Annotated in this window: 21 protein-coding genes and 1 tRNA gene; 12 read left to right on the plus strand and 10 right to left on the minus strand. The window is 63.5% G+C overall.

Going from position 1 to position 18,061, the window contains the following annotated elements; genetic code table 11:
* Positions 1–125: 125 nt before the first annotated feature.
* Complete coding sequence (locus tag UB48_RS08535) at positions 126–431, plus strand: DUF6482 family protein (RefSeq protein WP_045195937.1); 306 nt, start codon at positions 126–128, stop codon at positions 429–431.
* 86 nt (positions 432–517) lie between these two features.
* Positions 518–1,135 carry an FKBP-type peptidyl-prolyl cis-trans isomerase gene (locus UB48_RS08540; RefSeq protein WP_045195939.1) on the plus strand — a complete coding sequence of 206 codons (618 nt, stop codon included), beginning with the start codon at positions 518–520 and terminating at the stop codon, positions 1,133–1,135.
* 104 nt (positions 1,136–1,239) lie between these two features.
* On the opposite strand, the gene UB48_RS08545 is transcribed toward UB48_RS08540, so the two are convergent.
* From UB48_RS08545 to UB48_RS08555, 3 genes are all read right to left on the minus strand, one after another.
* The gene (locus UB48_RS08545; RefSeq protein ID WP_038997219.1) at positions 1,240–1,488 is read right to left on the minus strand and encodes a hypothetical protein; all 249 of its coding nucleotides are present in this window, start codon (positions 1,486–1,488) and stop codon (positions 1,240–1,242) included.
* A gap of 125 nt (positions 1,489–1,613) precedes the next feature.
* Entirely contained in the window at positions 1,614–1,955 is a 342-nt protein-coding gene (locus tag UB48_RS08550; RefSeq protein WP_045195941.1) for a zinc ribbon domain-containing protein YjdM, read from the minus strand.
* Positions 1,956–2,056: 101 nt separating this feature from the next.
* A complete protein-coding gene (locus UB48_RS08555) occupies positions 2,057–3,025 on the minus strand; it encodes a polyprenyl synthetase family protein (RefSeq protein ID WP_010225693.1) in 969 nt (322 codons plus the stop codon).
* 252 nt (positions 3,026–3,277) lie between these two features.
* Between UB48_RS08555 and rplU the strand changes: the two genes are divergently transcribed.
* From rplU to UB48_RS08580, 5 genes are all read left to right on the plus strand, one after another.
* Positions 3,278–3,589 (plus strand): 50S ribosomal protein L21, encoded by a 312-nt coding sequence (gene rplU / locus UB48_RS08560; protein ID WP_010225695.1) that lies wholly within the window; start codon positions 3,278–3,280, stop codon positions 3,587–3,589.
* Positions 3,590–3,621: 32 nt separating this feature from the next.
* Positions 3,622–3,879, plus strand: coding sequence for a 50S ribosomal protein L27 (gene rpmA, locus UB48_RS08565; protein WP_010225698.1), 258 nt, complete (start codon positions 3,622–3,624; stop codon positions 3,877–3,879).
* 192 nt (positions 3,880–4,071) lie between these two features.
* A complete protein-coding gene (cgtA, locus tag UB48_RS08570) occupies positions 4,072–5,295 on the plus strand; it encodes an Obg family GTPase CgtA (protein WP_045195943.1) in 1,224 nt (407 codons plus the stop codon).
* A gap of 75 nt (positions 5,296–5,370) precedes the next feature.
* Complete coding sequence (proB, locus tag UB48_RS08575; RefSeq protein ID WP_045195944.1) at positions 5,371–6,489, plus strand: glutamate 5-kinase; 1,119 nt, start codon at positions 5,371–5,373, stop codon at positions 6,487–6,489.
* A 22-nt stretch (positions 6,490–6,511) separates the two neighbouring features.
* Positions 6,512–6,955 carry a CreA family protein gene (locus UB48_RS08580; protein ID WP_045196576.1) on the plus strand — a complete coding sequence of 148 codons (444 nt, stop codon included), beginning with the start codon at positions 6,512–6,514 and terminating at the stop codon, positions 6,953–6,955.
* Positions 6,956–7,063: 108 nt separating this feature from the next.
* Here UB48_RS08580 and mksF read toward each other — a convergent pair whose 3' ends face one another.
* The 3 genes from mksF to mksB are packed head-to-tail and all read right to left on the minus strand — an operon-like array spanning position 7,064 to position 11,860.
* A complete protein-coding gene (gene mksF / locus UB48_RS08585; RefSeq protein ID WP_045195945.1) occupies positions 7,064–9,895 on the minus strand; it encodes an Mks condensin complex protein MksF in 2,832 nt (943 codons plus the stop codon).
* Positions 9,892–10,593, minus strand: coding sequence for an Mks condensin complex protein MksE (gene mksE / locus UB48_RS08590; RefSeq protein WP_045195946.1), 702 nt, complete (start codon positions 10,591–10,593; stop codon positions 9,892–9,894). The genes mksF and mksE overlap by 4 nt, the downstream gene beginning before the upstream one ends.
* Complete coding sequence (gene mksB / locus UB48_RS08595; protein ID WP_045195947.1) at positions 10,583–11,860, minus strand: Mks condensin complex protein MksB; 1,278 nt, start codon at positions 11,858–11,860, stop codon at positions 10,583–10,585. Before mksB ends, mksE begins: the two co-directional genes overlap by 11 nt.
* A gap of 180 nt (positions 11,861–12,040) precedes the next feature.
* Between mksB and UB48_RS08600 the strand changes: the two genes are divergently transcribed.
* Both UB48_RS08600 and rimI read left to right on the plus strand, forming a co-directional pair.
* A complete protein-coding gene (locus UB48_RS08600; protein WP_045195949.1) occupies positions 12,041–12,835 on the plus strand; it encodes a hypothetical protein in 795 nt (264 codons plus the stop codon).
* The gene (gene rimI, locus UB48_RS08605; RefSeq protein WP_045195951.1) at positions 12,828–13,280 is read left to right on the plus strand and encodes a ribosomal protein S18-alanine N-acetyltransferase; all 453 of its coding nucleotides are present in this window, start codon (positions 12,828–12,830) and stop codon (positions 13,278–13,280) included. Before UB48_RS08600 ends, rimI begins: the two co-directional genes overlap by 8 nt.
* 4 nt (positions 13,281–13,284) lie before the next feature.
* On the opposite strand, the gene UB48_RS08610 is transcribed toward rimI, so the two are convergent.
* A complete protein-coding gene (locus UB48_RS08610; protein WP_045195953.1) occupies positions 13,285–13,608 on the minus strand; it encodes a hypothetical protein in 324 nt (107 codons plus the stop codon).
* A 120-nt stretch (positions 13,609–13,728) separates the two neighbouring features.
* On the opposite strand from UB48_RS08610, the gene can reads away from it, so the two are divergent.
* A complete protein-coding gene (gene can, locus UB48_RS08615) occupies positions 13,729–14,367 on the plus strand; it encodes a carbonate dehydratase (protein WP_038614773.1) in 639 nt (212 codons plus the stop codon).
* 70 nt (positions 14,368–14,437) lie between these two features.
* Here the strand turns inward: can and UB48_RS08620 are convergent, their stop codons facing one another.
* Positions 14,438–15,577: a hypothetical protein gene (locus UB48_RS08620; RefSeq protein WP_045195955.1), complete on the minus strand. Its 1,140-nt coding sequence runs from the start codon at positions 15,575–15,577 to the stop codon at positions 14,438–14,440.
* Between the two features lie 88 nt (positions 15,578–15,665).
* Here UB48_RS08620 and UB48_RS08625 point away from each other — a divergent pair, with 88 nt between their 5' ends.
* Positions 15,666–16,283 carry a D-Ala-D-Ala carboxypeptidase family metallohydrolase gene (locus UB48_RS08625; protein WP_045195956.1) on the plus strand — a complete coding sequence of 206 codons (618 nt, stop codon included), beginning with the start codon at positions 15,666–15,668 and terminating at the stop codon, positions 16,281–16,283.
* Here the strand turns inward: UB48_RS08625 and UB48_RS08630 are convergent.
* Positions 16,271–17,149, minus strand: coding sequence for a LysR substrate-binding domain-containing protein (locus UB48_RS08630; protein ID WP_045195957.1), 879 nt, complete (start codon positions 17,147–17,149; stop codon positions 16,271–16,273). The genes UB48_RS08625 and UB48_RS08630 overlap by 13 nt on opposite strands.
* A 123-nt stretch (positions 17,150–17,272) precedes the next feature.
* Between UB48_RS08630 and UB48_RS08635 the strand changes: the two genes are divergently transcribed.
* The gene (locus UB48_RS08635) at positions 17,273–17,887 is read left to right on the plus strand and encodes a LysE family translocator (protein WP_045195958.1); all 615 of its coding nucleotides are present in this window, start codon (positions 17,273–17,275) and stop codon (positions 17,885–17,887) included.
* A gap of 66 nt (positions 17,888–17,953) precedes the next feature.
* On the opposite strand, the gene UB48_RS08640 is transcribed toward UB48_RS08635, so the two are convergent.
* Positions 17,954–18,030 (minus strand) — tRNA-Met (locus tag UB48_RS08640).
* Positions 18,031–18,061 lie beyond the last annotated feature (31 nt).

An 18,061-nucleotide genomic window follows, 5' to 3' on the forward strand; every position in this document is an offset into this window, starting at 1 on the left:
TTGCCAGTCTAAATACCGCCCGTCCGTTGCAAAACGGACGGGCGGTTGCGTTTTTGCCTTGTGCTTTGCCTGCCGCTGTACAAAAAATGAACGGTCACTCGAAGTTCCAGTAACGAGGTATCGCAATGAACCTTCAACAACTGAACACCGAGGCCAGGGCCGGTCATGTCGATGAGTTCAACCTGATTGCCCTCGAAGGCGGTGAGTTCGTTATCGAGGCCCGGGTAAGAGGCCATGCCCATCCGCTGGTTGATAAGCACGGCAAGCGTGTGCAAGTGCATTCGGTGGTCGACGCGCAGCGCCTGCTCGACGGTTTGCCAGCCGTGCCGCTGCACCTGGTGCACTGGTCGATGGACGACGAGATGTGCGGTGGCGCGGACGCCGGTGACGGCGACCTGAAAATCCCGATGCCACGACGTTCGGCCTGGTAGCTGATCTGCGCAAGCGCAGTGTGCTAGGCTGCTCGCCCTTTTCATAAAGGGCGCGGCTGTCGTGCGCCCTGCAGCGGAGCAAGCAAATGTCCGAACTCAACCTGTCTACCGACGAAACTCGCGTCAGCTACGGCATCGGCCGTCAGCTGGGTGGCCAACTGCGTGACAACCCGCCACCAGGTGTGAACCTGGACGCCATCCTGGCCGGCCTGACCGACGCCTTCAACGGCCAGGACAGCCGCGTCAGCGAAGCCGACCTGTCGGCCAGCTTCAAGGTTATCCGCGAAATCATGCAAGCCGAAGCTGCGGCCAAGGCCGAAGCTGCCGCTGGCGAAGGCAAGGCTTTCCTGGCTGAAAACGCCAAGCGTGACGGCATCACCACCCTGGCTTCGGGCCTGCAGTTCGAAGTACTGACTGCTGGCGAAGGCGCCAAGCCAAGCCGCGACGACAGCGTGCGTACCCACTACCACGGCACCCTGATCGACGGCACCGTGTTCGACAGCTCCTACGAGCGCGGCCAGCCAGCAGAGTTCCCGGTCAGCGGCGTGATCGCCGGCTGGACCGAAGCCCTGCAACTGATGAACGCCGGTAGCAAATGGCGTCTGTACGTGCCGAGCGAGCTGGCTTACGGCGCTCAGGGCGTTGGCAGCATCCCGCCGCACAGCGTGCTGGTGTTCGACGTCGAGCTGCTGGACGTTCTTTAAGAACGTCAGAGGGCCTTTCGGCCCTCATCGCTGGCAAGCCAGCTCCCACAGGATTCGCTTCACACCGGTCCATTGTGGGAGCCGGCCTTGCCGGCGATGCGGTTTCAGTTCCAATCGGTTCCACCGCCAGGGCGCAACGCCCGGGCATAGCAAAACAGGAACAGGTTTCGCACCAGCTCCTTGAGCACACTCGGCTCACTTGAATTCAAACCATTGAGATCCAGGTCGCCCTGGTCGCGCAGTTCGTCCAGTGCTTCTTCTTCAAGCACGGCACACACCTCGCCGGTTTCCCGGTGCAGGATGCGCAGGTAAGGATGGGGGCGGTCAAGCCAGGCGTCTATCAGATAAGTCATGGCTATTCTCCTTGAAAGCGCTCAATGAGAATAATTCTTATTATCAAAATAGCAAGTGCCTATTGGCGGTTTTTTCCCGCCGGTGGGTTGTCGAGGCCGCAGCGCGACCCCGAAACCCAGAAGAATCAGACCTTGCGGACGAATTCCGATTTCAGCTTCATCGGGCCGATGCCGTCGATCTTGCAGTCGATGTCGTGGTCGCCATCGCACAGGCGGATGTTCTTGACCTTGGTGCCGACCTTGACCACCAGCGAGGTGCCCTTGACCTTGAGGTCCTTGATCACGGTGATGGTGTCGCCGTCCTGCAGGACGTTGCCTACTGCATCCTTTTTCACCGCTTCGTCGCTGGCCGCTTCGGCTTCACCGGCAGCCGACCACTCGTGAGCGCACTCGGGGCAGATCAGCTGGGCGCCGTCTTCGTAGGTGTATTCGGAGTTGCATTTGGGGCAGGGTGGCAAAGTGCTCACTAAGGTTCCTCAAGACGTACAGGTACAAAACCTACATTGTATAGGGTTTTGTCCGTCAGAGGCTAATCGGGCCCATCGAGCGATGGGCCGGGGCAGGGCGATCAGTGCGTGCGGGCGACGGCGAATTCGCTGAGTTCGACCAGCGCATCGCGGTATTCGCTGGCTGGCAGCACGTCCAGGCAGGCGATGGCGCGGGCCACGTAGTCGCGGGCCAGCTTGGCGGTGTAGTCCAGCGAGCCCGAGGCTTCAACGGCCGCGCGGATGCTCTCGAGGTCTTCGATGCCGCCTTTCTGGATGGCCTGGCGGACCAGCGCAGCCTGTTCGGCGGTGCCTTCGCGCATGGTGTAGATCAGTGGCAGGGTCGGCTTGCCTTCGGCCAGGTCGTCACCGACGTTCTTGCCCAGGGTCTGCGCATCGCCCTTGTAGTCGAGCAGGTCGTCGACCAGCTGGAAGGCCACGCCCAGGTGGTCGCCGAAGGTGCGCAGGGCTTCGCTCTGCTCCTCGCTGGCCTGGGCCAGGGCCGCGGCGCTGTGGGTCGAGGCCTCGAACAGCATCGCGGTCTTGCCGCGGATGACGTCCATGTAGACTTCTTCGGTGGTGCTGGCGTCGCGCACTTTGGACAACTGCAGGACTTCGCCTTCGGCAATGACCCGGGTGGCCTTGGAGAGGATCTGCATGACCGGCATCGAGCCCAGTTCGACCATCATCTCGAACGAGCGCGAGTACAGGAAGTCACCGACCAGTACGCTCGGCGCGTTGCCCCACAGGGCGTTGGCGGTGGAGCGGCCACGGCGCATGCCGGACATGTCGACGACGTCGTCATGCAGCAGGGTGGCGGTGTGCAGGAACTCGATGGTGGCGGCCAGCAGGCGCAGGTCGTCGCCTTCGCGGCCCAGGGCCTTGCCGCACAGCAGCACCAGCAGCGGGCGCAGGCGCTTGCCGCCGGCCGAGGTAATGTAGTCGCCGATTTTCGATACCAGCGGTACACGCGAAGTCAGCTGTTTCTTGATAATCTCGTCAACGGCGCTGAAGTCGTCCGCTACCGCACGGTAGAAAGCTTGGGGTTGCATCGGCCACAGGTGCTCCATAAAGGTTGCGCGGCATGCTAGGTCGCGGGTCCCGGCGTGTCAAGGCGCGCTGCCCGCGGGCCGGGGGTGGGACTTGCAAGCAAAGCGGGGCTTGCGTACAATCGCGCACCCTGAACTTCCTGGGCAGCACCTGCCTTACGCAATTGCACTGGGCCGTTCCAGCCCTATGCAGCCATGCCAGCCAATACTCTTCCTATAAAGAGCTGGGTGAGCAGGATTATCGGAGAAATACCCATGTACGCAGTAATTGTTACCGGTGGCAAGCAGTACAAAGTCGCCGAAGGTGAATACCTGAAAATCGAAAAACTGGAAATCGCCACTGGCGAATCCGTGACTTTCGACCGCGTTCTGTTGGTTGCCAATGGCGACGACGTGAACATCGGCGCTCCAGTCGTTGCTGGTGCCAAGGTTGTTGCTGAAGTGATCTCCCAAGGTCGTCACGACAAAGTGCGCATCATCAAGTTCCGCCGCCGTAAGCACCACATGAAGCGTATGGGCCACCGCCAGTGGTTCACCGAAATCAAGATCACCGGTATTTCGGCTTAATCGCCTGAATCCATTTCTGGAGAATTTGAACCATGGCACACAAAAAAGCTGGTGGTAGTACCCGTAACGGTCGCGACTCAGAAGCCAAACGCCTTGGCGTGAAGATGTATGGCGGCCAGGCTATCATCCCTGGCAACATCATCGTGCGTCAGCGCGGCACCCAATTCCACGCTGGCTACGGCGTTGGCATGGGTAAAGATCACACCCTGTTCGCCAAGATCGCGGGTAAGATCAAGTTCGAAGTTAAAGGCGCCTTCGGTCGTCGTTACGTGAGCGTTGTCGCCGAGTAATCGCGCGAACGCTGGAAAAGCCCTGTCTCGCGACGGGGCTTTTTCGTTTGTGGGGTGAGTCTCTTGCAAAGCTGTTTGTATGGGCTGCCGGCGTGGGTTGTTACTGTCGTGACGGGGCCGCCGCGCTCACTTTTGCAAGAGCCTTATGTCTTTGTGTCACTCAGCTCGTCCAGCTGACGAGAGGCGGTTTTTATGAAGTTTGTTGACGAAGTATCGATCCGGGTCAAAGCCGGTGACGGCGGTAACGGTTGCATGAGCTTCCGCCGCGAAAAATTCATCGAGAACGGTGGTCCCAACGGCGGTGACGGTGGCGACGGCGGCTCGGTATACATGGTTGCCGACGATAACCTCAACACCCTGGTCGACTACCGTTACACCCGTCACTTCGAAGCCCAGCGCGGCTCCAACGGCGGCAGCACCGACTGCACCGGCAAGAAGGGCGACGACCTGATCCTGCGCGTGCCGGTCGGCACCACGGTGATCGACTCGGCCACCCAGGAAGTCATCGGCGACCTGGTCAAGCCGGGCCAGAAGCTGATGGTGGTCCAGGGCGGCTGGCACGGCCTGGGCAACACCCGTTTCAAATCCAGTACCAACCGTGCGCCACGCCAGACCACTCCGGGCAAGCCGGGTGAGCAGCGTGACCTGAAACTGGAAATGAAAGTACTGGCCGACGTCGGCCTGCTGGGCCTGCCGAACGCCGGCAAGAGTACCTTCATCCGCTCGGTATCGGCCGCCAAGCCGAAAGTCGCCGACTACCCGTTCACCACCCTGGTGCCGAACCTGGGCGTGGTCAGCGTCGATCGCTGGAAGAGCTTCGTCATCGCCGACATCCCCGGCCTGATCGAAGGTGCCTCCGACGGTGCCGGCCTGGGTATCCGCTTCCTCAAGCACCTGGCGCGTACCCGCCTGCTGCTGCACCTCGTCGACCTCGCGCCGCTGGATGAAAGCAGCAGCGCCGATGCCGCCGAAGTCATCGTCAACGAGCTGACCCGCTTCAGCCCGTCGCTGGCCGAGCGTGATCGCTGGCTGGTGCTGAACAAGACCGACATGCTGATGGACGACGAGCGTGACGAGCGGGTCAAGGAAGTGGTCGAGCGCCTGCAGTGGGAAGGCCCGGTCTATGTGATCTCGGCCATCTCCAAGCAGGGTACCGAGCAGCTCAGCCGCGACATCATGCGCTACCTCGAAGACCGCGCCGACCGTCTGGCCAACGACCCGGCCTACGCCGAAGAGCTGACCGAGCTCGACCAGCGCATCGAAGACGAAGCCCGTGCCCAGCTGCAGGCCCTGGACGACGCTCGCGCCCTGCGCCGCAGCGGGGTCAAGAGCGTGCACGACATCGGCGACGACGATGTCGATGATTGGGACGAGGACGACGAAGACGGCCCGGAAATCATTTACGTGCGCGACTGATTCGTTGCAGTACACTAAACGCCGCTCTCAGGAGCGGCGTTTTGGTATCTAAAGATCTGAATAGGTTGGAAGAAGATGCGGAGCAAGGTGACGGGTGCGCAGCGCTGGGTCGTGAAAATCGGCAGTGCCCTGCTGACAGCAGATGGCAAGGGCCTGGATCGCGCGGCCATGGGTGTCTGGGTCGAGCAGATGGTGGCGTTGCATGAGGCAGGTGTCGAGTTGGTGCTGGTGTCGTCCGGGGCGGTTGCCGCCGGGATGAGCCGATTGGGCTGGGCCAAGCGACCGAGTGCGATGAACGAGCTGCAGGCGGCGGCCTCGATCGGCCAGATGGGCCTGGTGCAGGCCTGGGAGTCGAGCTTTGCCGAGCATGGCCGGCATACCGCGCAGATCCTCCTGACCCACGACGACCTGTCGGACCGCAAGCGTTACCTCAATGCCCGCAGCACCCTGCGCACCCTGGTGGAGCTGGGCGTGGTGCCGGTGATCAACGAAAACGACACCGTGGTTACCGACGAGATCCGCTTCGGCGACAACGACACCCTGGCGGCGCTGGTGGCCAACCTGGTCGAAGCCGACCTGCTGGTGATCCTCACCGACCGCGACGGCATGTTCGACGCCGACCCGCGCAACAACCCTGATGCGCAGCTGATTTATGAAGCCCGTGCCGACGATCCGAGCCTCGACGCCGTGGCCGGCGGTACTGGCGGCGCCCTGGGCCGTGGCGGCATGCAGACCAAGTTGCGCGCCGCGCGCCTGGCGGCGCGTTCCGGTGCCCACACGATCATCGTCGGTGGTCGCCTTGAGCGCGTGCTCGACCGCCTCAAGGCGGGCGAGCGCCTGGGTACCTTGCTCTCGCCTGAGCGCGGCATGCTTGCCGCGCGCAAGCAGTGGCTGGCCGGGCACCTGCAGACCCGTGGCACCCTGGTGCTCGACGAGGGCGCGGCGAAGGCCTTGCGCAAGGACAACAAGAGCCTGTTGCCGGTCGGTGTGAAGACCGTGCAGGGCAGCTTCCGCCGTGGCGAGATGGTGGTTTGCGTCGGCCCGGATGGCCTTGAGGTCGCCCGCGGCCTGGCCAACTACAGCGCCCTGGAAGCACAGAAAATCATTGGCCAGCCGTCTGACGCGATCGAGGGCCTGCTGGGCTACATCGCCGAGCCGGAGCTGGTGCACCGCGACAACCTGATTCTGGTCTGAGGAACTACCTGTGTTCAAAGGGATGATTGCAGCGGCACTGCTGGCGTTGCCGGTAATGGCATCGGCCGAGGAGATTGGCCAGGTATCGACGGTGTTCAAGATCGTCGGGCCGAATGACCGCATCGTTGTCGAGGCGTTTGATGACCCCAAGGTCGAGGGCGTGACCTGCTATCTGTCACGGGCCAAGACTGGCGGACTGAAAGGTGGCCTGGGCCTGGCTGAAGACCGCGCCGAGGCGTCGATCGCCTGCCGTCAGGTCGGGCCGATTCGCTTCAAGGAGCAGCTCAAGGACGGTGACGAGGTGTTCAAGGAGCGCACCTCGCTGGTGTTCAAGACCATGCAGGTGGTGCGTTTCCTCGACAAGAAGCGCAATACCCTGGTCTACCTGGTGTACTCCGACCGGATCATCGAAGGCAGCCCGCAGAATGCGGTGACGGCGATTCCGATCTTGCCGTGGGCTCAGTAAAACCGAGTTGAATGCATCGCTGGCAAGCCAGCTCCCACAAGGACCAACCTGATCCCTGTGGGAGCCGGCCTTGCCGGCGATGGGGCCTGAAAGGCCCCTGGAGAGGCCTCAAGCCGAAGCTTCTTCCTCTTCTACCCGCACCACTGCCTTCTCCACATCCCGGCGGCTGATGTACTTCCAGTCTGCCTCGTCGATATAGATGCCGTTCGGCCCGCTGCCGCCTTCCAGGTCGATGGCGACATGCGCCGAAACCTGCGGCTTGACGCTCGCCAGAATCGGTACGAAGCCCAGCTGCAAGCTGGTTTCCAGCAGCGCTGCCTGGTTGCGTTCGTCGATGTCGGCCGCTTCGTCCAGGTAGTACGGCAGGCGCACGCGACCGGCCAGGTCGCGGTCCATCAGGTGCAGCAACAAGTACATGTTGGTCAGCGCCTTGATGGTCATGGTGGTGCCGTTGGACGCCGCACCGTCGATGTCGGTGTGGATCACCGGCTGGCCACCGACCTTGGTGATCTCGAAGGCCAGTTCGAACAGGTCCTTGAGGCCCAGCTGGTTGTGGTTGGCCGCGACCAGGCGCGCCAGGTATTCCTTGGCCTCTTCGTTCTTGTTGTCCTGCTCGGCGCTGGCGCTGAGGTCGAACACCGACAGGGTCTCGCCTTCCTCGTACTGACCGGCGCTGTGGATGATCTGGTCGATGTGCTTGAGCGCTTCCTTGTTGGGTGCCAAAACGATGCGGAAGCTCTGCAGGTTGGAGACCTGGCGCTTGTTGATCTCGCGGTTGAACAGCGCCAGCTGGTGCTCGAGGCTGTCGTAGTCGCTGCGGATGTTGCGCAGGGTCCGGGCGATGTCGGTGACTGCAGCGCGGCGCGCCTTGCCCAGGGTCAGGGCCTCTTCGGTACGGTGCGAGTAGGCGTTGATCAGCAGCTGCAGGCGGCGCTCCATGTCGTCTTCGCTGTCGAATTTGGCCACGCCCTTGAGGCGTACCTGGGCGTACAGCGCCTCGATCTGGCCATCGACCCGCAGCAGGCCCTGCCAGCTGTCCTGGTAGTCGTTGAGCAGCGGCAGCAGGTTGTCCATGCTGTCGTCGACCGGTTCCATGAACGGCGTGCCGAACGGCAGGTCGGCGGGTAGCAGCTGGCGGCGACGCAGGGCGTCGTCGAGGGTGCGCTGCTTGGCTTCCATGTCGGCGATCTGCCGGCCGACCAGTTGCAGCTTGGCCGACAGCTGCTGGACGCGTTCGGTGAAGGCGTCGCTGGAGCGCTTGAGCTCGTCCTGGGCCGCTTCCATCTGCGCCAGTTGCTCGAGCTTGTCGCCTTCCTCGGCGGACAGTGTCTCGCTGCGGCGGAAGTCTTCCAGGGCCTTTTGTGCATCCAGCACCTGTTGGTACAGGGCTTCGGTCTGGGTCTTGCTCGCGGCGCGGTCGGCGGCTACCGCCTGCTGGGTCTTGAGCTGCTTGAGCTCTTTTTCCAGGCGTTCCTTCTGGTCGCGCAGGGCGGCGCGGTCGGCCAGGGCCTGCAGGGCAGGCGGCTCGATGTGCGAGAGGTCGATGGACAGACCCGGGGCCTCGAAGCGCTCGCCCTTGAAGCCGTCGAGCACCGCTTCCAGGGATTTGACCCAGACATCGCTTTCGTCCAGCTCGATGCCGCGCTCGCCCAGCGGCAGGCTGAACAGCGCACCATTGAACAGGCGCATCAGGCGTTCGACGTCCTGCTGCGAGAACTCTTCACGCAGGCGCGCGTAGCTGTTGTTGTCGGCATGATCGAGCTGCTGCTTGACCGATTTGAGGCGTTTTTCCAGCTCGCGCAGACGCTCTTCGAGGTCTTCGGCGCTGAACTGGCGTGACTGCGCCAGGGCACCGGCCAGTTCGTCGTGGGCGTCCTTGGCGGCCAGCAGTTGCTGCTCCAGGACCTTGACGTCATCGACCAGGGCGAAGCGATGCTTGAGCACCGACAACTCGCCGAGCCAGCGCTGCACGCCAGTGATCTCGCGCTCCAGGCGCATCAGTTCCTGGGTGCCGCCACGCTGGTCGTTCTGCAGGCTGTCCTGTTCGTTCTTGTAGTGTTCGGCCTGGATCACCAGCTCTTCTTTGCGTGCGCTGGCGTAGTCCTGCCAGGTGCCGAGCAGCGAGTCGAGCAGAGGCGACAGGCGATGCAGCTTGCCGCGCAGGATGTCGCGCTGGGCTACGCCATTGGCCAGGGCCTCGACCAGCGGGCCGGCGGCGACCAGCGAGTTGTAGTCCTGCTCCATGCGCCGCACGTCGCGGAAGGCTTCTTCGCAGGCGGCGATGTAGTCGACGCTGCCCGAACGCAGGCTGTGCTCGAAGGCGTCGAGGAACAGCTGCTTGAGCTTGGCCGCGGTGATCTCGCGCATGTGCAGCAGGTTGATGAACAGTGCGCGGAAGGTCTTCAGGCTCTGCTCGCTGGTGGAGCGCAGCGGGATCAGGGTCAGGTCCAGCGGGATCGAGGTGTGGCCGCCGACCAGCAGGCGGCGCAGCTCGTCAGGCTTGAGCTCGTAGGCTTTGAGGCCGTTGCGCTCAAGGTTGCTGAACAGCTCTTTCTGGCGCAGGCAGGTGTCGTTCTTCTGGTAGTGGGCCAGGTCCAGTTCGCCGGCATAGGCGAAGAACTGGTGACCGAAACCGCCACCCGGGCCGCGGCCGACCACGCCGATCACGTGCGGGCCGTGGGGCAGGTTGACTTCGCAGAGGATGTAGCTGGTGTCGGTGGCAAAGTAGAAGCGGCGCGACTGCTCGAGGCTGTACTTGCCGAAGCTCATGTCCGACATGCGTGCCAGGATCGGGAACTGCAAGGCGTTGATCGAGGCACTCTTGCCCAGGTTGTTGGCACCGTAGACCGACAGCGGGTGTTCCAGGGGGAACAGGCCGAGGCTGTAGCCGGCGGTGTTGAGCAGTGCGAAGCGGCGAATGCCGTAGCGTTCCTGGCTCATGCGTCAATCTCCTGTTGCTCTTGCGCTATGGCTCGGGCCAGGGCGTCTTCTTCGCTTTCTTCGAACGGGCTGAGGTCCAGCGGGTCGTCGGTACGGTTGAGTTCTTCCGGGCTCTCTTCCTCGACCAGCACCGGCGTTGGCAGCGGCAGGGCGCTGTGCAGGCTGGCAGCCAGGTCGCGGTCCTGCTGCACCGACAGGCAGACGTCGAGGAAACGGTGCATCGGCGGCAGGAAGCGGTAGATGCCGTTCTCTTCGTGGGCAAAGCCGAGCTGGGTCATGCGGCGCATGATCTTCTCTTCCAGCTCGTCGGGGGTCTGTACTTCGGCCTGGATGAACAGGTCGCGGTATTTTTCCAGCAGCGAAGGCAGCTCGTCGCGGCCCAGGCTGCCGCCGTCGAGCACCGACATCGGGTCGCGGCCCTGGTCAGCCAGGTGCTCGACCAGGATGAAGGTGAACAGCGACAGGCGCTGGGCAGTCTTGTTGACCTGGGTGGCGGCCAGGTCCGGGACGAAGTAGTAGAAGCCGCGGGTGTCGCACACCAGTTCAAAGCCCAGGGCCTTGAACAGGCCGCGGTACTGGTCCTGGAAGTTCGACAGTTGGGCGTACAGCTCCGGGTCGCGGCGGCTGATGTGGAAGCCCTTGAACAGCTCGCGGAAGATCGGTGCGAGCTGGGACAGTTCGGAAAGATCAAGATGCATGGGCAGGGCTCGCAGTTGGCTCAGGCGATGGTTCGCGGCTCGATGTCAGAGCGAAGGAACGCAGGCTGACCAGGTGTTCGCGGGTGGTGTATTCGCGGCGCTCGAGGCGCGCGCGGGTAAAGCGTTTTTCCCGCGACAGGCGCGAGAACCAGTACAGCAGCTCGTCGGTGGCGCCCTCGGGCTCCTGGTCGAGCAGCCAGACCATCAGGTCCGGCAGCGGCAGGGCGTCTTCGCAGCGCTCGAGCATTTCCTTGACCGTACGCGGCGCACGCGGGGCATCGCCCTTGTGGCTCTTGTGGGCCTTGGGAAACTGCGCAGGCTTGGGCTCGAAGCGGGCCAGGGCATAGACGTAGGCTTCGACCTGGCTGGCGCTGCCGAGGAAGGTGCTCTGCGGGCGGGTGAACAGCGGCATGGCCGCCTGCGGCACAGCGTCCAGGCCTTTGCGGCGGATTACCGACAGGGCCAGGGCGGCGCCACGGGTCACGGCGTTGTGCCGGCGCGCTTCTTCACGCAGCGGCAGCAGCAGTTCACGGGCATGGCGCAGGGTCAGCTGGGCGCTGGTCTGCATCTCGAGGATGCGCGCGTGGGTGCGCAGGAGCATGTCATCGTCGACCAGATGGCCCAGACGGGCCTGCTCGCCGAGCAAGCGCAGCAGCACGGTCTCGACCTTGCGCACGCCTTGCTCGAAGGCGCCATCGGCGTTGACCAGCTGGATCATCGGCTCAACATATTCGTCCCAGGTCGCCAGGACTTCGGCGTAACGCTGGCGCAGGGGGATTTGCCGGTCGCTGGTCTTGGCCCGTTCGGCCACGGCGACCAGCGCCTGTTCGTCGTTGTCGAGCTTCTTCAGTACGTCGCGCACGCGCATGTCGAGCAGGCGCAGCTGGCGCGCCAGGTCATTGCCGTCGCGAATCTCGAAGGCGTCCTGGATGTGCCCGGCCAGGCGCTCGAGGTGGCGCAGGTAGGCTTCGATCTCCAGGCACAGGCCCAGGCGGTGCTCGCGGCGCAGGTAAGCGAGAAAGTCGTGGATCTGGGCGTTGAGCTCGAAACGGTTCGGGCTTTTTGCCACCGGCACCAGTATATCCAGGCGGATCCACACGTCGAGCAGGCTGGTGATGTCCTGGGGCGTGCTCTCCAGCTGCTGGGTGGCCAGTTGCTGGCGCAGTTCGGCCAGGCTCAGGGTGCCCCCGTCGAAGCGCTCGCACAACGGCTCGAGCAGGGCCCAGTGTTCGGCTAGGGCGCGCAGGACGCGCTTGGGTTCGATCATTGGCGGGTCGACTCGTTGCCAAATAAAAGCGCCGATTGTACTGCATCAGACGCCTGTCGATTCACCCCCTTGATCGCTTCAAGCTGCTGTCGGGCGGTTTTCTGCCGATCAACAGCGGCGCCGAGCGGCGAACAACGTTAGAATATCGGCCCTGACTTATCCACAGATGGCCGATCCTTCTTGTTAATCGAGTCCCGCCGCCGCGCTTATCTCAACGCCATGCAAGTGGTGCACTGGCTGCCGCGTGCCGAACTGCCGTTCGCCGCGCCGTCGCGCCCGCAGCTGTTGTTGCCGGTGGCGGCACTCGAGGAACCGGCGTTCGAGCCGCAGGAGCAGGCACCTGCCCCCGCCAGCGTTGCGCCGAGCGCGCCGCTGGTGCGTTCTGGCGAGCGCCCGAAGATCGAGATCCCGCGCCCAGGCAGCACGCCGAAAGTGACGGCCAAGGCGGTGGACGAAGCCGAAAAGCCCGTGGTTGCCAGGCCTGCGCCGGTACCACCGCCACGCTTTGCCCTGCAACTGCTGCGTGCCGGCAACTGCCTGCTGCTGGTCGAGCTTGCCACCGGCGAGCCGTTCCAGAGCCGCGACCCGTCCTACCTGCTGCTCAAGGACATGCTGCGCGCCGCCGGCCTGCCGGACAGCCCGCAGATCATCGGCGAGCCGGTGCGCTGGCCGTTGCTGGTGCGCGGCAATCTTGACCAGGGCCCGCAGGCTGCGACCGATTTCGTCCAGGGCTTTATCCAGGCCCGGCTTGAAGAGGCGCCGTGCGTCTGCCTGTGGCTGATTGGCCTGCCTGCCGTGCGCTTTGCCGGTGAGGCCGACGCCGAAGCTTATTACCGCGAGTTGCCGGTTGAAGGCCTGGGCGCTGCCTGGGCCTTGCCGGGGCTCGAACTGTTGATGGACGAGCCGCAGCGCAAGGCGCACGTCTGGCAAGCCATGCGCCGGCTGATGGCGCGCTGGAAACCAAGCAATGAGTGACACAATCAGCTTTCGCCGGATGACCGAGGCGGATCTGGATGCCGTACTGAAGATCGAATACGCCGCCTTCAGCCACCCCTGGACCCGCGGGATTTTCCTCGACGGGCTCAAGTCCTATGAAATCTGGCTGATGTTCGAAGGCGAGCAACAGGTCGGCCACGGCGTGATCAATGTGATCATCGACGAGGCGCACCTGCTCAACATTACCGTCAAGCCGGAAAGCCAGGGCCGCGGCCTGGGCCTGCGCCTGCTGGAAGAGCTGATGAGGCGCGCCTACCAGAGCAACGGTCGCGAGTGCTTCCTCGAAGTGCGCGCCAGCAACCAGTCGGCCTACCGCCTGTACGAGCGCTACGGCTTCAATGAAATCGGCCGCCGGCGTGACTACTACCCGGTTGCCGGCGGTCGCGAAGACGCCCTGGTCATGGCCTGCACCCTGTTCGAGTAGCGGCTCAGGGTTCGCGCTTGCCGTCCAGCGGATCGCGCCGGGCCAGTTCCGCTTCATCCAGGCCGTTGCCGCCGCCGATGTCGTCTTCGTCGACTACGCTCAAATCCCAGTCTGCCGGGTGATCCGCACCGGCTTCGCCGGGCGAGCGGGCGCCGTCTTCAGGGATCAGGGTTTCTGGCTCGAGGTCGTCGTCGGTTGGGTCGAAACCGGCATCGACATTGGGGGTATCCTTGTCAAAGTGCAGTTCTTCAACCGAGCCCATGCGGTCTTCGTCGGTGTCGATCGGGGCGGGTTGCGGGGCGTGCAGCGGGCGGTGTTCCTGGCTCATGGTCGATCCTCCTGCGGGTGGGCGTATGCGGTGGACCTGACGGTTGGCCGAAGATTCAAAGGCGTGACCTGAACGGGCCGGCGCCTGTCACAAGATGCGCACCAACCATGAGGCTTGAACATGCACGATCTACAAGAACTGATTGATAACAACGCGCGCTGGGCCGATGCGATCAAGCAGGAAGATCCGGATTTCTTCGCCAAGCTCGCGCGTCAGCAGACTCCGGAATTCCTCTGGATCGGCTGCTCGGACGCCCGGGTTCCGGCCAACGAGATCGTCGGCATGTTGCCGGGCGATCTGTTCGTTCATCGCAATGTCGCCAACGTGGTGCTGCACACCGACCTCAACTGCCTGTCGGTGATCCAGTACGCGGTGGACGTGCTCAAGGTCAAGCATATCCTGGTCACCGGCCACTACGGTTGCGGCGGGGTACGGGCCTCGATGCAGGATCGCCAATTGGGCCTGATCGACGGCTGGCTGCGTTCGATTCGCGACCTGTACTACGAGAACCGCGTGGAGCTGGCCAAGCTTGCGACCGAGGAAGAGCGGGTGGACCGCCTGTGCGAGCTGAACGTGATCCAGCAGGTGGCCAATGTCGGCCATACCACCATCGTCCAGAATGCCTGGCACCGTGGCCAGAGCCTGTCGGTGCATGGTTGCATCTATGGCATCAAGGATGGCCGCTGGAAGAGCCTGAACGCGACCATCAGCGGCCTCGACCAGTTGCCGCCGCAGTACCGCTTGCGTCCGCAGGATTGAGGCCATCGCGGGGCAAGCCCGCTCCCACAGGTCTACTGTAGGAGCGGGCTTGCCCCGCGATGGATTCACCTCAAGTATTCTGCAAATCGCGCAACGTCCGCGTCACCGCCCCGGTATTGCACTTGGCCCCAGCCTGCTCCGGGGTCATGTTGCGAATGCTGCGAAAATACAGCTCGCAGGTCTGCTTCTTCGCCGTCACCTGCCACTTCTGGGTACAGGCCCCCAGCGTTGCCTTGGCATCCGCCGCCGGGTTGCGGCCCATGCCCGCCTGCCAGCAGGCAGCGCTCAAATCCTGGCCCATCATCTTCAGGCCGGCCTGATCGGCCTTGTCCTGGTCGCCGCCATAGTTGGTTTTATCTGCCGCATACCAGATTGCGCTCGGGTGATTGGCGCCCAGCACCGGCACCTTTTGCCCAGGCGTCGGGCTGATGCTGGCCAGGCCCAGTACATAAAGCTTGGGCCCGTACTGCTGCTCGATCCAGCTGCGCACCGGCGAGCCGAAGGCAACCATCGGCAAGGCGGCGCCGTTGCCGGTTCGGGTCATCTCTTTGACCATTTGCAGCTGATAATCCTTGAAGTAGCCATATACGCCTTCAAGATCCTTGCCGGCGCTGGCTGGCGCGGCGATCGGGGCGATGTCGACGATGGTCTGGTAGGCCGGGGTCTGCTCGGCAGGAATGCCGTTGAAGGTCAGCAGCGTGGCCCAGCGGTCGGTGGTGTTGGAACGCAGGTAGTCCTGGGCCTGGGTCAGCGAGTAGTCCGGCGGAAAGTGCAGCAGCTCGATGCTGCGGCGCTTTTCCAGGGCCATGCCTAGGGGCAGGAACAGGTTCCAGTTGTAGGCCCACTTGCCTTCGCGGTTGAGCCGGGTGGCGCCCTGGTAGGCCAGCTCGCCGGTGTCGAGCAGCGCTTGCAGGGGCTTGCTGTAGTCGCTCGGTACGCCCTGGATGTCGGCATGCAGTGAGTTGTTGTCGCGCTTGACCTTTACCGTCGCCGCGGCGTAACCGTCGCGTTGCACGCTCTGGGTCAGGTAGTGCTCCACGGTTTGCTCAAGGGTCCAGTTGCGAAAGCAGATGACGTTACAGTTGTTGGGGTAGGCAAACAGCCGGGTCACCCGTTCCTGGCTGCCCAGGTCGATGCGGGCATCAGCCAGGGCGGCGCCGCTCAGGGTCATGGCGGCCAGGGCGAAGGTCAGTGGAGCAGTCGTGTGCATGCTTAACTCCTTGTCAGTTCCTCCCCGCAGTCGGGAGGGTTGCCATACTGGAGGAATTTCCCGGGGGTTGGGAAGGGGGAGCAGGCTGATGAAAACGTGGTGCAAGGCCGGGATCGGTGCAGGACTTTTACTGACAGCGCTCGCTGCCCGGCAGGCGCAGGCTGACGAGCGTGACCTGTACCTGTTTGCTCAGTGGGCGGGTGATCATCAGACCCGGCCCTTTCGTGAAATGCTGGTGGATGCGCGCCTGTATGGCGTGGTGCCTATCCACCAATTGCTGCGCTCGGCCAGTGACTGGCGTTTGTGCAAGGCCGAGCCGTTTGCGCTTGCGCCCGCGGCGCAGTGGCCGGCAGTACGTTCGACCCTACTGCTGCTCAAGACCCTGGGCGAGCAGGGCGTGCTCAAGCGCTATGAAGTGGTTTCGGCCTACCGCGACCCGGTGCTCAACCGCTGCGCCGGTGGCGCCGTGGCCAGCGCCCATACCCGCGCCTTTGCGGTCGACCTGCTGCTACCTGCCTGGGCCGACCCGAACCCGCTGTGCAGCTTCTGGCAGGCCCATGGCAAGGACTGGAACATGGGCCTGGGGCGTTACCCGTCGGGGCGCATTCACATCGACACGGCGGGCTACCGCACCTGGGGTGGCGACTTCAGTGCCGGCTCCTCCTTCTGTGCGCCGGCTACCGCCAGCAAGGCTCAGTCAAGGTGAGCGAGGCAGGCCTGTGACTGGCCGATCACCCACTCGGCGAAGCAGCGGCTTTTGTCGTCGTCGAGCAGCGTCTGGGGGCTGAGCAGGTAGTAGGCCGACTGGTCCTGGATAAAGCCGCGCGGCGCCTGCAACTGGCCGCTGTCGATTTCATCCTGGACCATCAGGCGCGAGGCCATGGCCACGCCCAGCCCGGCTGCCGCCGCCTGAATGCACAGGTAGAAGTGCTCGTAGTCAGCGCGGCTACTGCCCTTGGCCGACTCCCCGCTATGACGCAACCAGGTAGCCCAGGCGTTGGGGCGCGAAGCGCTGTGCAGCAGGCGTTGTCCGGCCAGGCCGTGTTCGGGAAAGTTATGGGTGGCACTGCACACCGGGCCAACCCATTCGTCGCAGATCTTCAGTGCGTGCAGATTGGCGTCCCAGCGAAAGTCATCGCGGCGCAGGGCCAGATCGACGCCGTTGCGGGCAAAATCGATCGGCCCGCCAGCCGCCACCAGGTGCAGGTGAATGTCCGGGTGGGCGGCATGAAAGGCCGGCAGCCGTGGGATCAGCCAGCGCATGGCGATGGTTGGCTCGCACGACAGCACCAGCACGTTCTCCCGCGCCTGTTGCTGCAGGCGGTACACCGCGCCTTCCAGTTGCTCGAACACCGACAGCGTGGTGCCGTGCAGGGCGCGGCCGGCGGCGGTGAGAAAGATCGCCCGGTTGCGCCGCTCGAACAGTTGCACGCCCAGCGTTTCTTCCAGCAGGCGCACCTGTCGGCTCACCGCACCGTGGGTGACATTGAGCAGCTCGGCGGCGCGCACAAAGCTCTGGGTTTGCGCGGCAACATCGAAATAGCGAAAGGCGGACAGCGCAGGCAGTTTCATATCTGTGAGAAAAACTAGCGGATTTGCCTCACTATAAATCGCTTTTGGCCTTACCCGAAGCTTTCGATAATGGCGGCGTGCAGAGCTATCTGTGCATTGTCCTAGCAGATCGAGGAGCTTTACGTGAATGAACTCATAGCCGTTGCCCTGTTTACCGTGCTGGCGGTGATCAGCCCGGGCGCCGACTTTGCCATGGTGACCCGCAGCAGCTACGCCTTTGGCCGCCGCGCCGGCCTGGCGGCGGCAATGGGCATCGCCCTGGGGGTGCAGGTGCATGTGCTGTACACGGTGCTGGGCATCGCGGTGATCATCAGCCAGAGCCCGGCGCTGTTTTTGGCGATGAAGGTGCTGGGGGCGGGGTACCTGATTTACCTGGGTTACAAGTCGCTGACCAACACTACGCGGATTTCCCTGGATGGCACCAGCGCCAGTCAGCTCGGCGTGCTGGCGGCATTTCGTTCGGGCTTTCTGACCAACGCCCTGAACCCCAAGACCATGCTCTTTGTGGTCAGTGCCTATACCCAGGTGGTGCAGCCGGGCAGTTCGCTGGCGGTCAACTTCGGCTATGGCGCGTTCATGTCGCTCGCCCACTGGTTGTGGTTCAGCCTGGTGGCGGTGTTTTTCTCAAGCGTGGTGTTGCGCCGGGCCATGCTCGAGCGCCAGCGTCTGGTTGACCGGGTGATTGGTGTGGCCTTGATCGGCTTGGGGCTGGCGGTAGTGTTCGCCAATGTGCGCTAAGCGGGCAGGGTAAAAATCGCAGGCAAGAAAAAAGGGCTTACCTTGCGGTAAGCCCTTTTTAGTACTTGGTGGCTACACAGGGACTTGAACCCCGGACCCCAGCATTATGAATGCTATGCTCTAACCAACTGAGCTATGTAGCCAAGTGGCGCGCATTATTCGCCTGAAACGGAT

The organism is Pseudomonas sp. 2(2015) (assembly GCF_000955865.1).
GTDB lineage: Bacteria > Pseudomonadota > Gammaproteobacteria > Pseudomonadales > Pseudomonadaceae > Aquipseudomonas.